Origin of the sequence: Acinetobacter lwoffii (genome assembly GCF_024129595.1) — a bacterium.
Classification (GTDB): domain Bacteria; phylum Pseudomonadota; class Gammaproteobacteria; order Pseudomonadales; family Moraxellaceae; genus Acinetobacter; species Acinetobacter lwoffii_O.
In genome coordinates this window covers 13,509-32,871 of record NZ_JAMXXS010000031.1, presented here as the reverse complement: position 1 = coordinate 32,871, position 19,363 = coordinate 13,509, and the positions used below count along the sequence as shown (strand labels likewise).

General features: G+C 44.1%; 14 protein-coding genes and 1 pseudogene. 8 read left to right on the top strand and 7 right to left on the bottom strand.

The genetic code is table 11. The annotated features are described in order from the left end of the window. Positions 1-139: 139 nt before the first annotated feature. A complete protein-coding gene (acnD, locus tag NI466_RS12650; protein WP_253173775.1) occupies positions 140-2,758 on the bottom strand; it encodes a Fe/S-dependent 2-methylisocitrate dehydratase AcnD in 2,619 nt (872 codons plus the stop codon). A 514-nt stretch (positions 2,759-3,272) separates the two neighbouring features. Between acnD and NI466_RS12645 the strand changes: the two are divergent. Both NI466_RS12645 and ygfZ read left to right on the top strand, forming a co-directional pair. Next, a pseudogene (locus NI466_RS12645) lies at positions 3,273-5,405 on the top strand (multicopper oxidase family protein). Positions 5,406-5,519: 114 nt separating this feature from the next. Continuing rightward, complete coding sequence (gene ygfZ / locus NI466_RS12635; RefSeq protein WP_253173772.1) at positions 5,520-6,245, top strand: CAF17-like 4Fe-4S cluster assembly/insertion protein YgfZ; 726 nt, start codon at positions 5,520-5,522, stop codon at positions 6,243-6,245. A gap of 52 nt (positions 6,246-6,297) precedes the next feature. Here ygfZ and NI466_RS12630 read toward each other — a convergent pair whose 3' ends face one another. Next, a complete protein-coding gene (locus tag NI466_RS12630) occupies positions 6,298-6,543 on the bottom strand; it encodes a hypothetical protein (protein WP_004645929.1) in 246 nt (81 codons plus the stop codon). Between the two features lie 263 nt (positions 6,544-6,806). Here NI466_RS12630 and NI466_RS12625 point away from each other — a divergent pair, with 263 nt between their 5' ends. Then, the gene (locus NI466_RS12625; RefSeq protein WP_243475099.1) at positions 6,807-7,604 is read left to right on the top strand and encodes a tetratricopeptide repeat protein; all 798 of its coding nucleotides are present in this window, start codon (positions 6,807-6,809) and stop codon (positions 7,602-7,604) included. 81 nt (positions 7,605-7,685) lie between these two features. Here NI466_RS12625 and NI466_RS12620 read toward each other — a convergent pair whose 3' ends face one another. From NI466_RS12620 to NI466_RS12610, 3 genes are all read right to left on the bottom strand, one after another. Continuing rightward, positions 7,686-8,612 carry an AEC family transporter gene (locus NI466_RS12620; protein WP_253173770.1) on the bottom strand — a complete coding sequence of 309 codons (927 nt, stop codon included), beginning with the start codon at positions 8,610-8,612 and terminating at the stop codon, positions 7,686-7,688. Between the two features lie 60 nt (positions 8,613-8,672). Further along, on the bottom strand, positions 8,673-9,782 hold the full coding sequence (locus tag NI466_RS12615; RefSeq protein ID WP_004281721.1) for an NADH:flavin oxidoreductase/NADH oxidase: 1,110 nt from the start codon (positions 9,780-9,782) through the stop codon (positions 8,673-8,675). A 92-nt stretch (positions 9,783-9,874) separates the two neighbouring features. Continuing rightward, positions 9,875-11,143: a carbohydrate porin gene (locus NI466_RS12610; protein ID WP_253173768.1), complete on the bottom strand. Its 1,269-nt coding sequence runs from the start codon at positions 11,141-11,143 to the stop codon at positions 9,875-9,877. 399 nt (positions 11,144-11,542) lie between these two features. Here NI466_RS12610 and mutM point away from each other — a divergent pair, with 399 nt between their 5' ends. Both mutM and NI466_RS12600 read left to right on the top strand, forming a co-directional pair. Continuing rightward, a complete protein-coding gene (gene mutM / locus NI466_RS12605) occupies positions 11,543-12,403 on the top strand; it encodes a bifunctional DNA-formamidopyrimidine glycosylase/DNA-(apurinic or apyrimidinic site) lyase (RefSeq protein ID WP_253148080.1) in 861 nt (286 codons plus the stop codon). Beyond that, a complete protein-coding gene (locus NI466_RS12600) occupies positions 12,400-12,684 on the top strand; it encodes a peptidylprolyl isomerase (RefSeq protein WP_004281718.1) in 285 nt (94 codons plus the stop codon). Before mutM ends, NI466_RS12600 begins: the two co-directional genes overlap by 4 nt. Before the next feature lie 84 nt (positions 12,685-12,768). Here NI466_RS12600 and mscL read toward each other — a convergent pair whose 3' ends face one another. Together mscL and typA are read right to left on the bottom strand one after the other, a co-directional pair. Then, positions 12,769-13,209 (bottom strand): large conductance mechanosensitive channel protein MscL, encoded by a 441-nt coding sequence (gene mscL, locus NI466_RS12595; protein ID WP_004281717.1) that lies wholly within the window; start codon positions 13,207-13,209, stop codon positions 12,769-12,771. 179 nt (positions 13,210-13,388) lie between these two features. Next, positions 13,389-15,227: a translational GTPase TypA gene (gene typA / locus NI466_RS12590; RefSeq protein WP_004281716.1), complete on the bottom strand. Its 1,839-nt coding sequence runs from the start codon at positions 15,225-15,227 to the stop codon at positions 13,389-13,391. A gap of 174 nt (positions 15,228-15,401) precedes the next feature. On the opposite strand from typA, the gene NI466_RS12585 reads away from it, so the two are divergent. The 3 genes from NI466_RS12585 (at position 15,402) to NI466_RS12575 (ending at position 19,336) form a co-directional block, all read left to right on the top strand. Continuing rightward, positions 15,402-16,772, top strand: a complete 1,371-nt coding sequence (locus tag NI466_RS12585; protein WP_004281715.1) for a uracil-xanthine permease family protein — start codon at positions 15,402-15,404, stop codon at positions 16,770-16,772. A 66-nt stretch (positions 16,773-16,838) separates the two neighbouring features. Beyond that, positions 16,839-17,873 carry a methyltransferase gene (locus tag NI466_RS12580; protein WP_253173766.1) on the top strand — a complete coding sequence of 345 codons (1,035 nt, stop codon included), beginning with the start codon at positions 16,839-16,841 and terminating at the stop codon, positions 17,871-17,873. Continuing rightward, positions 17,873-19,336, top strand: coding sequence for an amino acid permease (locus NI466_RS12575; protein WP_253173764.1), 1,464 nt, complete (start codon positions 17,873-17,875; stop codon positions 19,334-19,336). The genes NI466_RS12580 and NI466_RS12575 overlap by 1 nt, the downstream gene beginning before the upstream one ends. Positions 19,337-19,363: the final 27 nt, after the last annotated feature.

The window sequence follows — 19,363 nt, the reverse complement described above, 5'->3', positions numbered from 1 at the left end:
AAAGCTTTATTTTCACCCGATAAAATACCCATAAAACAAGAGGAAGCTCAAATGAGCTTCCTCTTGTGAAAAATTGTGGGACAGCAATGGGAAGTTCCCCTCTTTTTCAAAGAGGGGCTAGGGGTGATTTTAAAAAAGATTAAGCCACATTCCCTTCCAAAAAATCCTGTGCAAAGCGCTGCAATACCCCACCCGCTTCATACACATGCACTTCTTCTTCAGTATCCAGACGGCAAGTCACAGGCACTTCAATAATCTGGTTCTTACCATCATCGGTTGAACGTTCAACCACCAAAGTCAACGTCGAACGTGGCGCGATATTACCAATCACGCTATACAGCTCAGTACCATCAAGACCTAAAGTCTTACGATCTGTACCCGGCTTAAACTCAAGCGGCAATACCCCCATACCGACCAAGTTGGTACGGTGAATACGCTCAAAACCTTCTGCTACAATCGCTTCTACACCCGCCAGACGTACACCTTTTGCTGCCCAGTCACGACTCGAACCCTGACCATAATCCTTACCGGCAATAATGATCAACGGCTGTTTACGGTTCATGTAGATTTCAATCGCTTCCCACATCCGCATCACTTCGCCTTCAGGTTCCACACGTGCTTTCGAACCCTGTTTGATGGTGCCGTCAGAACGCACCACCATTTCATTAAACAGTTTCGGGTTAGCAAAAGTCGCACGTTGCGTGGTCAGGTGATCACCGCGATGCGTTGCATAGGAGTTAAAGTCTTCCTCAGGCACGCCCATTTTTTTCAGGTATTCACCTGAAGCACTGTCTAAAACAATAGCATTCGATGGTGACAAATGATCGGTGGTGATGTTATCACCCAAGATCGCCAGTGGACGCATATTGGCTAAGGTACGTGGTGCAGCGAGAGCACCTTCCCAATACGGCGGACGGCGGATATAGGTACTTTGCGGACGCCAGTCATATAGCGGGCTTGCTGCCTTTTCATTCACACCCAAGTCAAACATCGGAATATAGATTTGACGGAACTGTTCCGGCTTCACTGCTTCTTTCACCAGTGCATCAATTTCTTCATCCGATGGCCAGATGTCTTTTAGATAAATCGGGTTGCCATCTTTGTCATTACCAAGTGAATCCGTTTCGATATCAAAACGAATCGTACCGGCAATCGCATACGCCACCACCAGTGGTGGAGATGCCAGAAAAGCCTGCTTCGCATAAGGATGGATACGGCCATCGAAATTACGGTTGCCCGACAATACCGCTGTGGCATACAGGTCACGGTCAATAATTTCTTGCTGAATTTTTGGATCTAGTGCGCCCGACATGCCGTTACAAGTGGTGCAGGCATAAGCCACGATACCAAAGCCCAGTTTTTCTAAATCTTTGAGTACGCCAGCTTCTTCAAGATATAACGCTGCTGCTTTAGAACCCGGTGCAAAAGAAGATTTCACCCAAGGCTTACGGACTAAACCGAGTTCATTGGCCTTACGCGCCAGCAAACCTGCCGCCACGGTATTTCGCGGGTTTGAGGTATTGGTACAAGACGTAATCGCCGCGATAATCACCGCGCCATCTGGCATTAAGCCTTCTGCTTCTTGCGCGCGAGCTGCTTCTAAATTACCGGCAATGCCTTTTTCTTTCAGGTCAGAGGTTGATACACGTGCATGCGGATTCGATGGGCCAGCGATGTTACGTGTCACAGTCGATAAATCGAAACGCAATACACGTGGATATTCCGCTTGGGTCATATCCGATGCCCAAAGACCAATTTCTTTGGCATAGGTTTCGACCAGTTTGACTTGCTCAGGCTCACGGCCGGTCAAGGTCAGATAATCAATCGTGTTCTGATCGATATAGAACATCGCAGCCGTTGCGCCATATTCCGGGGTCATGTTGGAAATCGAGGCACGATCACCCACCGACATGCTGTCAGCACCTTCACCAAAGAATTCTAAATATGCACCAACCACACGTTCTTTACGCAGGAATTCGGTTAATGCCAAGACGATATCCGTTGCGGTAATGCCCGGCTTGCGCTGACCCACCAATTCCACACCGATAATATCTGGCAGACGCATCCAAGACGCACGACCAAGCATCACGTTTTCCGCTTCCAGGCCACCCACACCAATCGAGATCACGCCCAATGCATCGGTATGTGGCGTATGCGAATCTGTACCGACACAGGTATCCGGGAATGCCAGACCATCACGGTTTTGAATCACCGGAGACATTTTCTCCAGATTGATCTGGTGCATGATGCCATTACCGGCAGGAATCACATCGACATTTTCAAAGGCAGTTTTGGTCCATTCAATAAAATGAAAACGGTCTTCATTACGACGGTCTTCAATGGCACGGTTTTTCTCAAAGGCATCCGGATCAAAACCACCAAACTCAACTGCCAGTGAATGATCGACAATCAGCTGGGTTGGAACTACCGGATTGACTTTAGACGGGTCACCGCCCTGATCGGCAATCGCATCACGTAAACCAGCAAGATCAACCAATGCCGTTTGCCCCAAGATGTCATGACACACTACACGTGCCGGATACCAAGGAAAATCATGTTCCTGTTTACGCTCAATCAGCTGGCGTAAAGACTGTTCCAGAATGGCAGGATCACAACGACGCACCAACTGCTCTGCCAGGACTTTGGAAGTATAAGGAAGTTTGGCATATGCGCCTGGCTGAATATCTTCTACGGCCTGTCGCACGTCGTAATATTCCAGCTGGGTGGATTGCAGCGGTTTACGGTAGTTGTTGTTCATAAGCTTGCCTGCCCTCGTTTATCTCTATTTTTATTCATCAATAGATATCGATGAGTTACTTTTGTAATAGCAGCATTGTACGCTGCACAAATAGCATTTCCCAAATTTTATATTTTTCAAATACTTAATTATAAAAATCGGTATTTTCGCAAAAATTTGTTACATAGACTTTAGAATTTTTGCTTTAAAGCGGTCTTTTGCTAAAAAAATATGAATAATTCGCCTTATTCTTTAGTCTTATGTTGCAAAATATTTCTCTATCTTTTTATTTGAATATTACTATAAACCACTAATATCATTAATAAATAATTAATTTTATGTGCATTTTTTTAAAGATGAAAAAATATAGTCTGACTGGTTTTCATAGGCCTGTCCTGTCGCCGCATTTAGCAAAATTTCAATCCCCTAATTTGGGATAGCAGATTTTCCAAAACTACCAGAAGCTCAGTGTGACGAATGTCACATTATTCGCAATCCTCACATTAAAACAATAACCATAACAGGCAGAACTGAAATGTTGAAAATCGCAATATTCGGAGCTATAGCCGCCATTTTGACGCTCTTAGCTCGCGGTTGGGATGGAACAAAAAATCCATCGCCGCCATCCAATCCCTCTAACCCGTCCCACCCCTCTCATCCCTCATACCCAACACCTTCACCCAAGCCATCACATCCCGTTCCGACAACATCAGACAGCTTAATTAGCAACCCACCTCTGTTACCGAAAAGTGCCAAGGGCAAATATGAGCTGATCGTGGCCTATAAAACCAGCAAACTCTATAACCCTAGAAACGGATTATGGGATCAGGTACTGCTGAGAGGCTATTTAACCAAACCCAGTTTATTTGATAAGAAAAAAACCGGTGAATATGTCGAGGATCAGCTGGTCGGACCACAGATTCGGGTCAAACAAGGTGAAACCATGGCGCTTAACCTGAATAACCAGCTGCCACCCGAGTCAGAAACAACCTGTCCAACTCATGTTGAGAATGTAAATGAACCACACTGCTTTAATACCACCAACCTGCATACCCATGGCTTCTGGGTCAGTCCTCAAGGCAATAGTGATAATGTTTTCCTGAAATTCAAACCTCAGGAAAAATTTGATTATCAGTTCAAAATGGAACCGAATCATCCCGCAGGGACTTACTGGTATCACGCCCATCTGCATGGCTCAACTGCTCTTCAGGTGTCGAATGGCATGGCAGGCCCATTGATTGTTGAAGGCTCAAGAACACCAAAAGTCAAAAATGGCAAAGTCACCTCAACTGGAGATATGGATATTCTCTGGAAAGAAAAAAACAGTTATCCGAATGAAAATATCCTGCTGTTCCAGCAAATCCAATATCGCTGTAGCAATCCCGATCCTAATGTCACATTCGCTGTTCCCAATAACTGTGAAGGTGTAGGTATAGGCATGCTGGAAAATTATAATGACCTGTCTATTGGTGGCTTCTGGACCAACCAGAATTACTACACGTCTATCAACGGTAAAATTGTGGGAGAGATGAAGGTTGAACAGAATGTATTTAACCGCTGGCGCATGATTCATGGCGGTGTACGCGATACCATTGGTTTAATCATAAAGGAAATTCCTGACTCCAGTAAGTTTAGCGCAGAGCAAACCATTAAAGCCTGTTCAGCCTATCAGGAGGCAGACAAGAAAGCTGAATTTGAGAAGCTGAATAGCCTGAATGTGCATACCATCGCGCAAGATGGCTTAACCATGAATCATATACAGACCAGAACCCTGTCCGTGTTCCATCCTGGTTATCGTCATGATGCAATGGTCGCCTTTCCGACCACCAATAGATACTGCATTTTTGACACCAAATTGAATATCGATGATGAAATTAACGCGCCATTACCGAATGTAGGCCCTCAAATTGCTCCAAATCACCGCTTCAATGCCCAACTGCTGGGATGGGTCAATGTAAAAGCAACCAAGACCAAGGCTCAGACTGCTGCCCAGTTCCTGAAAGATCGGGCACAAAAAATTGGTTTAAGCAAAGACATCCAGAGCCAGTTATCTCAGCTTAATCTTTCTGCGTTTAGTGATCATCCATCACTGATGACACCGGAAATTGATAAAGTAGTTGCTGCCCGACCAAAATAATATAGTGCTTTTTCGCTCGGTCCCGACCCTAGAACTGGCGTATTCAAATTTGGCTTCCGGCATAAAAAAGATGGAGATACACTGAGTTTCGGAGATTTCTTTGATGGAGATGGTTCAGTGGATAGCGAATATGTCCGTCAATTACAAGTTGGACAGACTGATGAATGGGAACTGACCAGCGCTGGTTTTGGTGGTCATCCGTTCCATATTCATGTTAACCCGTTCCAGATTGTTAAAATTTTGAATCCTCAAGGTAAGGATGTCAGTGAGGCAGTGGCACCAGAAGATCCGGTGAATCCAGTTCTGGATGATGTGCAATACCGTGGCATGAAAGGACAGTTTAAGGACACGCTTTTTGTAAAACAAAACTATACCTATATTGTCCGCAGCCATTACAAGAAATTTGAAGGTGACTTCGTACAACATTGTCATATCCTCGACCATGAAGATCAGGGCATGATGGAAACCGTACGGGTCTGTGGAGGCAAATTCCCTTGTGATTCGTCATTACCGGCTAGCCATCACCACTAAAGATCCGCTCGCTAAAAGCCAATGATTTCGATTGTTGGCTTTTTTGTTTGCCTCTATTTGATGCTTGCTGCACAATAACTGCATTGATTTATAGTATTCAAACCGGGGCTTATTATGGCAGCGTCTCCTGCTTTTACATTGTTTAGTCTGAATGGTGTAGATGCACAAAAATTCCTTCAAGGTCAGGTGACTTTGAATACTGAAACTTTGGCGGAAAACCAGACCCGCTATACTGCAATCTGCAGTCTGAAAGGACGCATTCAATTTGGCTTATGGCTTAAAAAAATCAGTCCGGAAAGCTTTGAAATCGTGAGCATTGCAGATCAGGCTACGGAACTGGCCAATCATATTAAGAAATTTGGCGCCTTTTCAAAAATGAAACTGGAACTGGTTGGTCCGGTTTATCCAGCCGTTAATGGCATTCATACTGACTTTATGGCGACTGAAACCGATGTAACGATGTGGGAACAGCAAGCTATTGAATCAGGTCAAGCCTGGATTCAGGCTGCCACCGCGACCCTGTTTCAACCACAAGAATTACGTTTGCATCAACGCGAAGGCATTCACTACGACAAGGGTTGCTACCTGGGTCAGGAAGTGATTGCGCGTTTATGGTTTAAAGCCAAGCCAAAACACTGGTTACATCTGGTTCAAGGCACAGGTGCCGCGCCTGATGTTGCGACCAAACTGAATAATGATGTTGAAATCGTCAATAGCATCGCGATTGAAAATGGTTATAAAGCGCTAGTCGTTGCAAAACCTGAAGCATTGACCGAGTTAGGTCTAGATGTTCTGGAACTTCCTGAAGCCTTAAGTGGTGATGTGGCGCGTCCGCAATAATCATTGCGTAGCCCATAAAAAAAGCCAAGATGAAATTCTTGGCTTTTTTGTTTTAGAAACCATGAAACAGCTTATTCATGTCTTTCACGACATAGTCTTTGAAATGATAGGCTCGCGCATGTTTGGCATCAAACTTTGCTGTTAATTCACCTTTTTGAAAAACATATACCCGGTCTTCCTGACTCATCAAAAACTCTGCCCCAAGTTTCATTAGCAGCGCATCAATCTTGTCTTCATCGGCAATCGATTCATCAGCATTGATTCTGTCATAGTGACGTTTAATGGTTTTGACAAACATGGTGAAATCCTGGGAGTCTGATTCAAACCGAGATTTAAACAGAGAAGTCAGCTGAAGCAAAGCAATCCTTTTGATATCTGCAGGATTGATCAGAAACCTGTCCGAATCATGCATCGATTTAATCGGTATATTGTGCTTCGATGATTTGTATTTAGTGACAAATTGTATATTTACAAAGCACAAAATCCTTTTATGATGTAAGTGAAAATGATTAAAACCGCACCAAGGAATAAGGTGCCAGCAATAATAAGGTTATAGGAACCATGAAAAAATTAGTACTCGCTGCAGTTCTTGCCGTTTCTGCGCAATTCGCTTTGGCAAATACCGTAAAAGATCAAGTCGATCCCCAATTTCAAAAAGTTGAGGCCATGGTCAAAGCCAATAATTTTAAAGGTGCCTATGACGCTTTGAATCAATTGGCCAGTCAAGGAAACGCCCAGGCTTTATATAACTTAGGCTATTTGACCCAAACCGGCCAAGGTACAACCAAAGACGAGAAAAAAGCCATTCAGCTCTACGAACAGGCAGCCAGCAAAGGTTATCCGGTGGCCAATTATGTATTGGGTAAAAATTATGCAGCCGGCACACTCGGACTCAAACAGGATTTGACCAAAGCCAAACAGCATCTGGAACGCGCTTCGGCAGCCAAATTTGATGATGCCAGCATTGATCTGGCCATACTGCTGTTTTCTGAAAATACAGCAGCGTCAAATAAAGCCGGACTGCAAAAGCTGCAACCGCTGATCAGCAAAGGCAATATGCAGGCCATTCATGCCAAAGCCTTATATGACATCAGCAGCGGTTTCAAAAACAAAGATGAAAAACCGATTCAGCAAGGCCTAAGCAGCATTCAGGAACTGGCAAAAAAAGGTTATATTCCGGCGCTGATGGCAGTAGGTAATATGTTTGCCAATGGCAGTATTGTTCCGCAAAACCTGCCAGAAGCGAAGAAAATCTTTGCCGCACTGGCGCAGCAAAATGTTCCACAGGCCAAAGAGTCTTTGGCAGCGGTAGACAAAATGCTGGCTGAGCAGAAAAAAGCACCTGCGAAAAAGAGTTAAGTTAATTCCACAAAATTAAAATATAAAAAGCCCCATGCAATTTGGGGCTTTTTAATAGCAGAGCATTCATCTTCTAAAAGATTATCCCCACCACAAGGCAATTAAGCCACTGGTCACGATAAAACCGGCAATGGTACTCATCAACAATGGTGTTAAAGTTCGATCATTCAGACCATACGCCTGTCCCAACATGCCAAAAATCGTCGGCATCGGCAAAGCTGCAATGAGCGTACCGGCATGGACCATTTCCTGATTTAAATCAGTTAACTGGCTCAGTCCCAGATACATCAATACCGGCATCATGATATTGTTGGAAAATACCAGATAGAAACTTTGCAGATTGACATATTTCAGACTCATTCCCACGATCCCGCCGCCAATGGCAAACAGGGCCAATGGTGAGGCTGTCTGACCAATCAAGGCAAAGACCTGATCGAGATAGACTGGAATTTTAATCTGGAAAACCGCACAGGCCATGCCGAGCATTACCCCCATAAATAAGGGATTCTTCAGCAAGGTCAGTAGCACACTTTTCAGAATGGCGCCGAGATTTGCCTGATGTTGTGTGCCCAGCGCAGCCATGACCAGCACCAGCGGAATCAGCAACACGCTTTCAATGATCACCACCAGAGAGGTATAAGTCATCGCCTGTTGCCCGATCAATAAGCTAAGCACAGCTGTACCAATCAGCCCGGTATTTGACATTGCGGCACCCAGCGACAAGACTGCACTTTGCGAATGCGTATTCTGAAAATGACGGCGCATGATCCAGAAACCGCTGCCATAAAGCAGCAAAGTCACGCTGCTATATATGGCAAAGTATTCAAAATACCAGATTTCATGCAGGTCTTTAGAGGCAAGGGATTGAAAGAATAGCAACGGCAAAGCCACTTTAATGACAAAGGCACCGACTGTCCCCACCTGCTCTTTGTTTAACACTTGACTCTTTACAGTCAGATAACCAAGCGCCAACAATAAAAATATGGGCACAATGACCGCAAAAATCATAATGCAGTATCCTCTTGCCAGTGATATTCCATTATAAGAATTTCTGAGACTAAAGCAGTGTTAAAAAGGCTCAAACAGGTGATTCAAACCATGGGGTGCAGAGCGCAGATATTGCGGTGAAATCTTGATTTTTTCCTCAAGTGCTGCCGCTGCATGCCAAGGCCAATGGGGATCATAAAGAATGGCACGAGCCAGTGCGATGGCATCCGCTTGGCCCTTTTGTAAAATATCTTCTGCCTGCTTAGCTTCAGTAATCAAACCGACGGCAATCACGGGAATATTCACGACTTTCTTGATCGCATCTGCAAAAGGCACCTGATAATTCGGCTTCACATCAATGTTCTGTTTGGCATGTAAACCGGCACTAGAAATATGAATATAGGCAGCACCTGCAGCTTCCAGTGCTTTGGACAATTCAATTGAAGAATCAATGGTCCAGCTATCTGGCTGATCCATCCAGTCGCTGGCCGAAATACGCACTCCAATCGGATAACCGTCTGGAACCGCCGCCTTCATGGCTTGTAATACTTCCAGAGTCAGGCGCATCCGGTTCTCCAGTGAACCGCCATACTGATCATCACGTTTATTGGAAAGTGGTGACATGAACTGATGCAGTAAATAACCATGCGCTGCATGCAGCTCAATCAGGTCAAAACCAGCCTCAACTGCACGTTTGGCACTTTCTGCAAAGTCAGCAATGACCTGCTCAATTTCCAACTGGCTTAATGCCTTAGGTGGATGTTCATCGGCCTGAAAAGGAATATCACTGGCAGAAACAGTTTGCCAGCCATGTGCTTCATTCGGCTTAAACTGACCTTTACCTGCCCATGGTTTATCTGTGGAAGCTTTACGTCCGGCATGTGCGAGCTGAATGGCAAAAGGCATCGGGGAGATGGATTTGACTTTTTCTAGTAAAGTCTTGATCTGCTTTGCCTGTTCGTCATTCCATAAACCCAGATCGGCATAACTGATCCGGCCTTCTGGCTGTACCGCAGTCGCTTCGACAATACATAAACCTGCACCCGATAATGCATAGTTAGCCCATTGCTGCTCATGCCAATAGGTAATTTCCCCCTGCTCTGTTGCGGAGTACTGACACATCGGCGCAATTACGATTTTATTTTGAAGTTGTAGTGATCCAAATTGAATAGGTTGAAATAGTAATGCCACGCTGTATTTCCTCTTTTTATTGCACAGTTTCACTCTAGAAATAAAAACAGGCTCCCAAGAGCCTGTTTAGTTATAACGTGAACGATCAAACTTTAGAAGATGATTCGTGTAGTCAAACCGAGTACCAGTGCATCATCTACATTATTACTTGAACCTGGATTAATGACATATTGCAGGTTTGGACGCAGCATCAGCCACTTTGTTGCGTTATAGCTATAGTTCAGTTCAATATTGTATTCTGCATCAGCATTGAAAGCTGGCCGTGAATCAGCAAAGCGATTATTCACATGCACACGGTTTACTGCTAAACCTAAAATATCATTCGGCTGGCTGTCCGCAAGACCGATATATTTCACACCGATTTGTTGTGAATTATCCACTTTATTGGTATCGCAGTCATGCCAGGTAAAGTTGGCAAATGAATGCAAACCCTGACGGCCCTGACCTGTAGACGTTAACTGTTGCTCTACAGCTAACCAGCCGGCAAAGGTACGGTTTTTGGCATCAGTAGGATTGGCAATATCCTTTTGGTTGGCAACATCATCGGCAGTATTGTACATCCCGCCGACACGGTAGCTGCCCGGCAAGCCATTCACCAATGATTTCGGCGTCCAGATTACTTCTGCCGGAATCGTCACGCCATCGGCATGGTCGGTATCCAGACTCCAGCCCTGACCTTCTTTAGCGCCATTACCATTATCTGGATTAAACTCATACACACCGACTTGTACTGCAAGTTCAGGATTGAGTTGCTGCTTCACGCGCGCACCCCATTGTGCTACAGGCGTATTCATCCAGATATTGCCCTGCCATTTTCCCATTTGCGCTGCACAAAATGCAGTACTGGCAAAATCACAAGCCATGACATTAAAGTCCATGCCCAGACCAAGACGACCCACCTTAATACTGAGTCCCTGCTCTTTATAATTCTTTTCAATAGACAGCTCGCTCAGACGGCTATCCTGATTACCACGTCCGAAAGTACCTTGTACATTGGCCAGTTGCGGTGCACTAGGATCCTGCAAGTCACGGACAGAGGTACTTTGACCCTGACGTGCACTCATCACGGCACGTACGGTGACGCCATTCCATCCTGCCAGCTTTTCCATGTCCAGTTGAGTACCCAGCCATAATTGGGCAGAAGTTAATGGATCTGCGCCCTCATTACGACCACCATCAGCAAGATAGGCGGTATCGGTTAACAGATTGGCTTCAAATTTAATTCCCTGTTGGGCCAGTTCTGTACGTTGACCATTCCAGTCACCCAGTAAATATTGACCTTGTGGATCAAATGCAGATTCCGCTTGAGCGGTTGTCATGGCAGCCATTAAAGGCAATAGAGCTAGACCTAAATATTTCATGTAAAACCTAAACATTCGGAGAGAAAAACAAGCAAGGTTTTTAAATTGCTATTAGGTGCATGAATTTACATAACTTTTCATATAAATTCCCAGCATTTTTTTTATTACTCATTAAACTTTTAGTTATGCCTTAAACATAAAAATATAATTTTTATTTTAATAATCTTAAATTATTTATATATTTTTCATTAGCTTATAATGTATTGATAATTTCCATTCGATTTCCTCCTAAGAAGATTCGCTATAAAAACATAGAAACCTAGTTTATTCTTTAAACAATTCCAGCTTAAATAAAGATGAAATACCCAGTCATTTTCCAGCGATTTCACCCAGATTAACGCTTGCAATCCCGGCCAATTCACCCAATATTAGCTGCATCTCCCTCGTCACTGATGTGTTATGCCTGAATTACCAGAAGTTGAAACCACCAAAATCAGTTTATTGCCTTTATTGGAACAACGCGTAAAACGTGTTGAAGTGCGTCAGTCAAGTTTGCGCTGGCCTATTCCAGAAAATATAGAAAAACTGGTGGGGCAAAAATTACTGAATCTCACTCGCCGTTCTAAATATATTCTGGCAGAGTTTGAACACGACACCATGCTCTGGCATTTGGGCATGTCGGGAAGTTTCCGTCTATGCGATGGCAATGAAGAATTACGCAAACATGACCATCTAATCATTCAGTTTGATGATATCGAACTGCGTTATCATGACCCTCGCCGTTTTGGCTGCATTCTTTGGCTGGATGCACAATCACAAAGCAAATTGATTGACACGTTGGGGCCAGAACCTTTAAGCGAGAACTTTAATGCCGAGTATTTATTTGAAAAATTGAAGAATAAAAATGTTGGCACCAAAGTTGCAATTATGGATAACCATGTGGTGGTGGGCGTAGGCAATATTTATGCGACCGAAAGTCTGTTTAATCTGGGGATTCATCCGGCACAACCGGCCTCGACTTTAAGCTTGATGCAGATTAAAAAGTTAGTGCTGGAAATCAAGCGCATCTTGAAACAGGCAATTGATTTAGGTGGTTCAACCTTAAGAGACTACACCAATGCCATGGGCGAAAATGGCTATTTTCAGCAAACCCTGCTGGCTTATGGCCGTGCCGGTGAAATGTGTGTGAACTGCGAGACCACACTTGAAAATATTAAATTGGGACAACGGGCTTCAGTTTTTTGTCCTGAGTGCCAACCTTTGAAAAAGATCCAGCTCCCTGTCAAAAAAGTGGCAACTGTACGAGGGAAAAAGTCATGAAAACAGCTATTGTGCGTCATATTCTGGTTAAAGATAAAGAAACTGCTGAACAGCTTAAAAAGAAGATTTTAAGTGGTGCAGACTTTAATAAAATCGCCAAACAGTATTCGACCTGTAATTCTGCCAAACGTGGCGGTGAGCTAGGTGAAGTAAAGAAAGGCCAGCTGGTTCCAGTGATTGATAAACTGGTATTTACTGCTGCTGAACGTGTATTACATGGCCCGGTCAAAAGCCAGTTTGGTTTTCATTTGGTCGAAATCAAGTTTCGGATGGATTTTTAATATTTATAAATCCCTCCTTACCTCCCTTTGACAAAGGGAGGAGTTCCCCCTTTATAAAAGGGGGATTTAGGAGGATTAGAAAAATTAGACTTGAGGTGGACGCTTTTTCAATTCATCACGAATTTCACGCAGCAATTCAATATCGGCTGGAGTAGTCGGAGTTTCCTCGACTGGGCCTTCTTGTTTACGTAAACGGTTCATGAATTTCACCAATAAAAATACGACCCAAGCCAAAATTAAGAAGTTAATTAAAATCGTTAAAAAGTTACCATAAGTCAGTACATTCACACCCGCCTTAGTCAAGGCATCCAAAGATTGTAAATTGTCTGGGTTTCTTCCTAAGATAAAGAATTTTTGCGTAAAATCGACGCCACCACCGGTGATCACGGTAATTAAAGGCATAATGATGTCTTTCACCAATGAATCGATGATCTTGCTAAAAGCACCACCGATGATGACACCAATCGCCAGATCCATCATATTGCCTTTGATCGCAAACTCTTTAAATTCTTGAATAATACTCATAACTGCTCCCATATTTTATTTTCAAGTTTTGGGTCAAATTATACCTGAGTAAATACTTTTAATTTTGACTTAATTTAATGCGTTTTAGTAAATGGCAATGTGAGCATCGCTTAAATATAAAAAAAAACCGTAATCTTCGAAAAGATTACGGTTTTTGAAAACCCGAAATAATCTAGCGATTATTTACCTGAACGGTTACGTTTACGTTCGTTTTCAGTCAAGAAACGCTTACGGATACGGATTGACTTAGGTGTTACTTCTACTAGTTCATCATCTTCAATAAACTCAAGCGCTTGCTCAAGTGTATATTCAATCGCAGGAACCAGCGTTAACGCATCATCAGTACCAGAAGCACGTACGTTGGTTAACTGTTTTGCTTTAGTCGGGTTAACTGTCATGTCGTCTGAACGAGAGTTAATACCGATGATCATACCTTCATAAACTTCTAACTGTGGTTTCGCGAATAGACGACCACGGTCTTGAAGTGTGAACAGTGCATAGCCCAGGCAAGTACCTTGAACCATAGAAATCAGTACACCGTTTTGACGTTTCGCAACAGTACCTTGCTTCATTGGACCGTAGTGCGAGAAGCTAGACGTCATGATCCCTGTACCAGAAGTCATGGTCAGGAATTCAGAACGGAAACCAATCAGACCGCGTGAAGGAACAGTGGCTTCAATACGGATACGGCCTTTACCGTCAACTTCCATATTGGTCATTTCGCCTTTACGATGACCCATTTGTTCCATTACAGCGCCTTGGTGCTGTTCTTCAACGTCAAAAGTAACGTTTTCGTATGGCTCTTGTTTTTCACCATCAATTTCTTTAATGATTACTTGTGGACGAGATACGCCCATTTCGAAGCCTTCACGACGCATGTTTTCAATAAGAACTGAAAGGTGAAGTTCACCACGACCAGATACTTTGAAACGGTCTGGGCTGTCAGTATCTTCAACACGTAATGCTACGTTGTGAATCAATTCGCGGTCTAGACGTTCACGGATATTACGTGAAGTTACGAACTTACCTTCTTTACCAGCAAACGGTGAGTTGTTTACCTGGAATGTCATCGATACTGTAGGTTCATCTACAGACAATGGAGGTAAAGCTTCAACATTTTTCGGATCACAGATGGTGTCAGAAATGTTGAGTGCATCGATACCCGTTACACAAACGATATCGCCTGCAGAAGCTTCTTCAACGTCAACGCGATCTAGACCATGATAACCCATGATTTTTAAGATACGGCCGTTACGTGTTTTGCCATCTTTATCGATTACAGTTACTTGTGTGTTTAATTTCACTGAACCGCGTTGGATACGACCAATACCGATAACGCCTACGAAGCTGTTATAGTCAAGTGAAGATACTTGCATTTGGAATGGGCCATCAACGTCAACCGCTGGTGGTTCAACGATGTCTACGATCGTTTGGAACAACGGAGTCATATCTTCAGCAAGTTCTTCTGGAGAAGGACCAGCAACACCACGAAGGCCTGAAGCATAAACAACTGGGAAGTCTAACTGTTCGTCAGAAGCACCCAAGTTATCGAATAGATCGAATACTTGGTCAATTACCCAGTCTGGACGCGCACTTGGCTTGTCTACTTTGTTAATAATCACGATTGGTTTCAAACCACGTGCGAACGCTTTTTGCGTTACGAAACGAGTTTGTGGCATCGGGCCTTCTTGTGAGTCTACAAGAAGAAGTACGCAGTCAACCATCGACATTACACGTTCAACTTCACCACCGAAGTCGGCGTGTCCCGGGGTGTCCACGATGTTAATACGGTATTCAGTATTGGTACGTTCATCTAACCATTTGATTGCAGTGTTTTTTGCAAGAATGGTAATACCACGTTCGCTTTCAATAGCGCCAGAATCCATGACACGCTCGATCTCACCCGCGCGATCACCGAGAGCACCTGATTGTTGCAAAAGTTTGTCTACAAGAGTGGTTTTACCATGATCGACGTGCGCAATAATGGCGATGTTACGGAGAGTTTTAATATCTGACATGTAAATTCAATGCGTATGTAATTTGAGGGCAAATTATACAGAAAAATACAAAACTTTTATAGTCACTGTAACCACACTCCTCAACTTTTTTTGCTCCGTTGGGGCTTTTTTGATTTTGTAAAGACGTGTAACTCGATTAGAATAGCGCCACCCAGCCTTAATTTGCATTGACACATGTCTGATTTTAATCAATCTCCTCCTTCTAAAGATCAACTCGACCTGGTATATGGTCTGGAAGATCGACCAAAACCACTGATTGCTTTTTTAGCTGCATTCCAGCATTTATTAGCGATTATTGTCCCGATTGTGACCCCTGGCCTGCTGATTTGTTTAGCGCTCGGTGTTTCCAAAGAAGACACCAACATGATTTTGTCCATGTCCTTGGTGATCTCGGGTATCGCGACTTTTTTACAGTCTAAAAAAGTGGGGCCATTTGGTGCCGGTCTGCTGATTGTCCAAGGAACCAGCTTTAACTTCATCGGTCCAATTATTGGTATTGGTTCAGCCATGGTGGCTGCAGGCACACCTGTAGAAGCAGTCATGGCTTCTATTTTTGGTGTGGTGATTGCAGGTGCATTTATTGAAATGGGCGTGTCACAAATTCTGCCTTGGATCAAAAAACTGATTACACCGCTGGTGACCGGGATTGTCGTGCTGCTGATTGGTTTGACCTTAATTAAAGAAGGTTTAATCAGTATGGGCGGTGGTTATCAGGCCATGAGCGATAAAACTTTTGCCAATGCTGACAACCTGATCATGTCTTGTACCGTCTTGGCGTTGATTATTATTCTGAACCGTATCCGGATTACCTGGGTAAAAAGTTCTGCCATTTTGATCGCCCTAATCTGTGGTTATGTTCTGGCGGGCTTTATGGGGCATCTGGATTTCTCTGGTCTAAAAGATGCACCGTTGGTACAGATTCCAACCCCAATGCATTTCGGTTTAAGCTTCTCCTGGAGCCTGTTTATTCCGATGGCATTCATCTATCTGGTGACCTCTTTAGAAGCGATTGGTGATATCACTGCGACTTCAAAGCTTTCCAACCAGCCAGTTGATGGTCCAAAATGGATGCAGCGCATTAAAGGCGGTGTACTGGTAAATGGCGCGAATTCATTCCTTGCCGGTATTTTTAACACCTTCCCGAGTTCCGTATTTGCACAAAATAATGGCGTAATCCAGTTAACGGGCGTAGCAAGTCGTTATGTCGGCATCTGGATTGCTGCTTTGCTGGTTATTCTTGGTTTACTGCCTGCAGTTGCTGGTATTATTCAGGCCGTTCCGCAAGCGGTACTGGGTGGTGCAGTGATGGTGATGTTTGGTGCAGTCGCAGCCTCTGGCATTAACATTCTGTCTGGTGTCCATCTGGACCGTCGTGCCCTGCTGATTATTGCGATTTCACTGGCGCTGGGTTTAGGTGTTGCACAAGTTCCACAAATTCTTGAGCATCTTCCTGAGTTATTCCGTAATATCTTTAGCTCAGGCGTTGCTACTGGTGGTATCGCTGCCCTTATTCTGAATGTAGTACTTCCTGAAACAAAGAAGTAATTTCATGTCCAAAGAACACTGTCTAGGTCAGACTTAGGCAGTGTTCTTTATATTGGAGAGATACCTATGGATCCTAAAAGCGAAGTTTTATTAAGACAATATGATTTTTTGTCGGGTCGCATCTTACTGATTAATGCACCAACAGATGATCTGCTCGCTGAATTCGATGCCTCTATCAATCCCGCTGTCTGGACATGGAATTTTAACGATTTTCAATATTTCCAGTCACAACAAGCAGATGTGCATTTTGGTGCGGAGATGCCTGAAGCTGAGTTTGATCAGGCGGTTATTTTTGTACCCAAGTCTAAAGAACTGTTAAATTATTTACTGTACACCGTGGCAGCGCAGCTTAAACCGGGCAGCAGTATTTTCCTGGTCGGTGAAAAGAAAGGTGGGATAGAACGCGCAGCCAAACAGTTGCAGCCTTTTGGTAAAACACTCAAACTTGACAGCGCACGTCATTGCCAGCTTTGGCAATTGGTTCTAGACCATACGGTCGAGAAAAAAGCACTTGCAGACTGGGCACAGCGTTATACCGTATCGACACCAAATGGCGACCTGAATATTTGTGCACTTCCAGGCGTCTTTAGTCAAAACCGTTTGGATGTAGGAACTGCCACCCTATTACCTTATTTGTCACAAGTTACTTCAGGTAAGATTGCCGACTTTGGGTGTGGTGCGGGTGTGATTAGTGCGTATCTGGCAAAGTTGAATCCGAAAAACCGGATTTTTGCCATGGATGTCGATGCCTTTGCACTGGCTTCTACACAAATGACCTTTGAAGAAAATCAGCTTACTCCTGAACAGATTGAAATCAAAGCGGTTACAGGTATTGAGGATGCACCCTTGTTCCTGCATGCTATTGTCAGTAATCCGCCTTTTCATATGGGAATCGAGACCGATTACACCGCAAGTGAAACCTTATGTAAAACCTCGCGTCGTCATTTAAAATCAGGCGGCGAGCTTTGGATCGTGGCCAACCGTTTCTTGAACTACCCGACCCTGATTGAACAAAACTTTGGTCGCTGCACAGTGAAAGCGGATCAACAAGGCTTTAAAGTGCTCTTCGCCAGCACTCAAAAAAATGTTAAGGAATCATGATGAGCGAAACGCAAAACACGATGCAGCTGCAGCGTAAGCTGGGTGCTCGTCATCTGAATATGATCGCCATTGGCGGATCTATTGGTACAGGTTTATTCCTGGCCTCAGGGGCGACCATTGCCAACGCTGGACCAGGCGGTGCACTACTTGCATATGTACTGATTGGTATCATGATTTATTTCTTGATGACCAGTCTAGGCGAGCTTGCCACACACAACCCGACCTCAGGTGCATTTTTCACTTACGGCACCAAATATGTCGAAGGTGGTTTTGGTTTCGCTCTGGGCTGGAACTACTGGTACAACTGGGCCATTACCGTGGCTTTTGAGCTGGTTGCCGTTCAGTTTATTATGAAATTCTGGTTTCCAGATATTCCGGGCGTGTACTGGAGTGCCATTTTCCTGGCCATTATTTTCGGGATTAATGCCCTGACGGTAAAAGGCTTTGGCGAATCTGAATTTTTCTTTTCTCTGGTTAAAGTTCTCGCGATCATTGCCTTTATCATTATCGGGATCTGGATGATCGTGAAGATCATGCTGACCCCGGGTGCAGAAGCATTTGCCAACTGGAGCATTGGTGATGCACCCTTTGTCGGTGGTTTCCAGGCATTAATTGGCGTGGCGATGATTGCCGGATTCTCTTTCCAGGGTACCGAAATGGTCGGTGTGGCGGCAGGTGAATCGAAAGATCCAAAGAAAACCATTCCGGTCGCCATCAAACAGATTTTCTGGCGTATCCTTCTGTTTTATATCGTGTGTATTTTCATTATCGGCACCTTGATTGCCTATAATGACCCACGTTTATTACAGGCCGCTGCAACAGATAATGTTGCGCTTTCGCCATTCACCTTATTGTATGAAAAAGCCGGTTTTGCCTTTGCCGCCAGTATCATGAATGCAGTGATCCTGACCGCTATTCTATCTGCGGGTAATTCTGGCATGTATTCATCTACCCGTATGCTGTTTGATATGTCGCGTAAAGGCAGTGCACCTAAAATGTTTGCGCGTCTGGACCCGCGTGGTGTGCCAATGAATGCACTCTATGCCACTACGGCGATCGCAGCTCTATGCTTCCTGACTACTTTCTTTGGTGAACAGGAAGTCTTTAACTGGCTGCTAAACATGTCAGGGATGTGTGGCTTTATTGTCTGGCTCGGGATTGCAATTTCGCATTACCGCTTCCGCAAAGGTTATTTGGCTCAAGGTTATAAACTGGAAGATCTGGCTTATCGCGCTAAATTCTTTCCTTTTGCTCCTTGGTTTGCATTTATCCTGTGTGCGATTGTTGTTCTCGGACAGAACTATCAGGATGTTTTGGCCGGTCAATGGATGGGTGTGTTATCGACCTATATCAGTATTCCGCTATTCCTAGCCATTTGGTTCGGCTACAAATGGAAGAAAAAAACCAAACTGGTCTCTTATCAAGAGATGGATGTGCAGCCGATGAAACTTGATCAGGAATAAAAAATTATTCATTAAAAAAATCAGCTT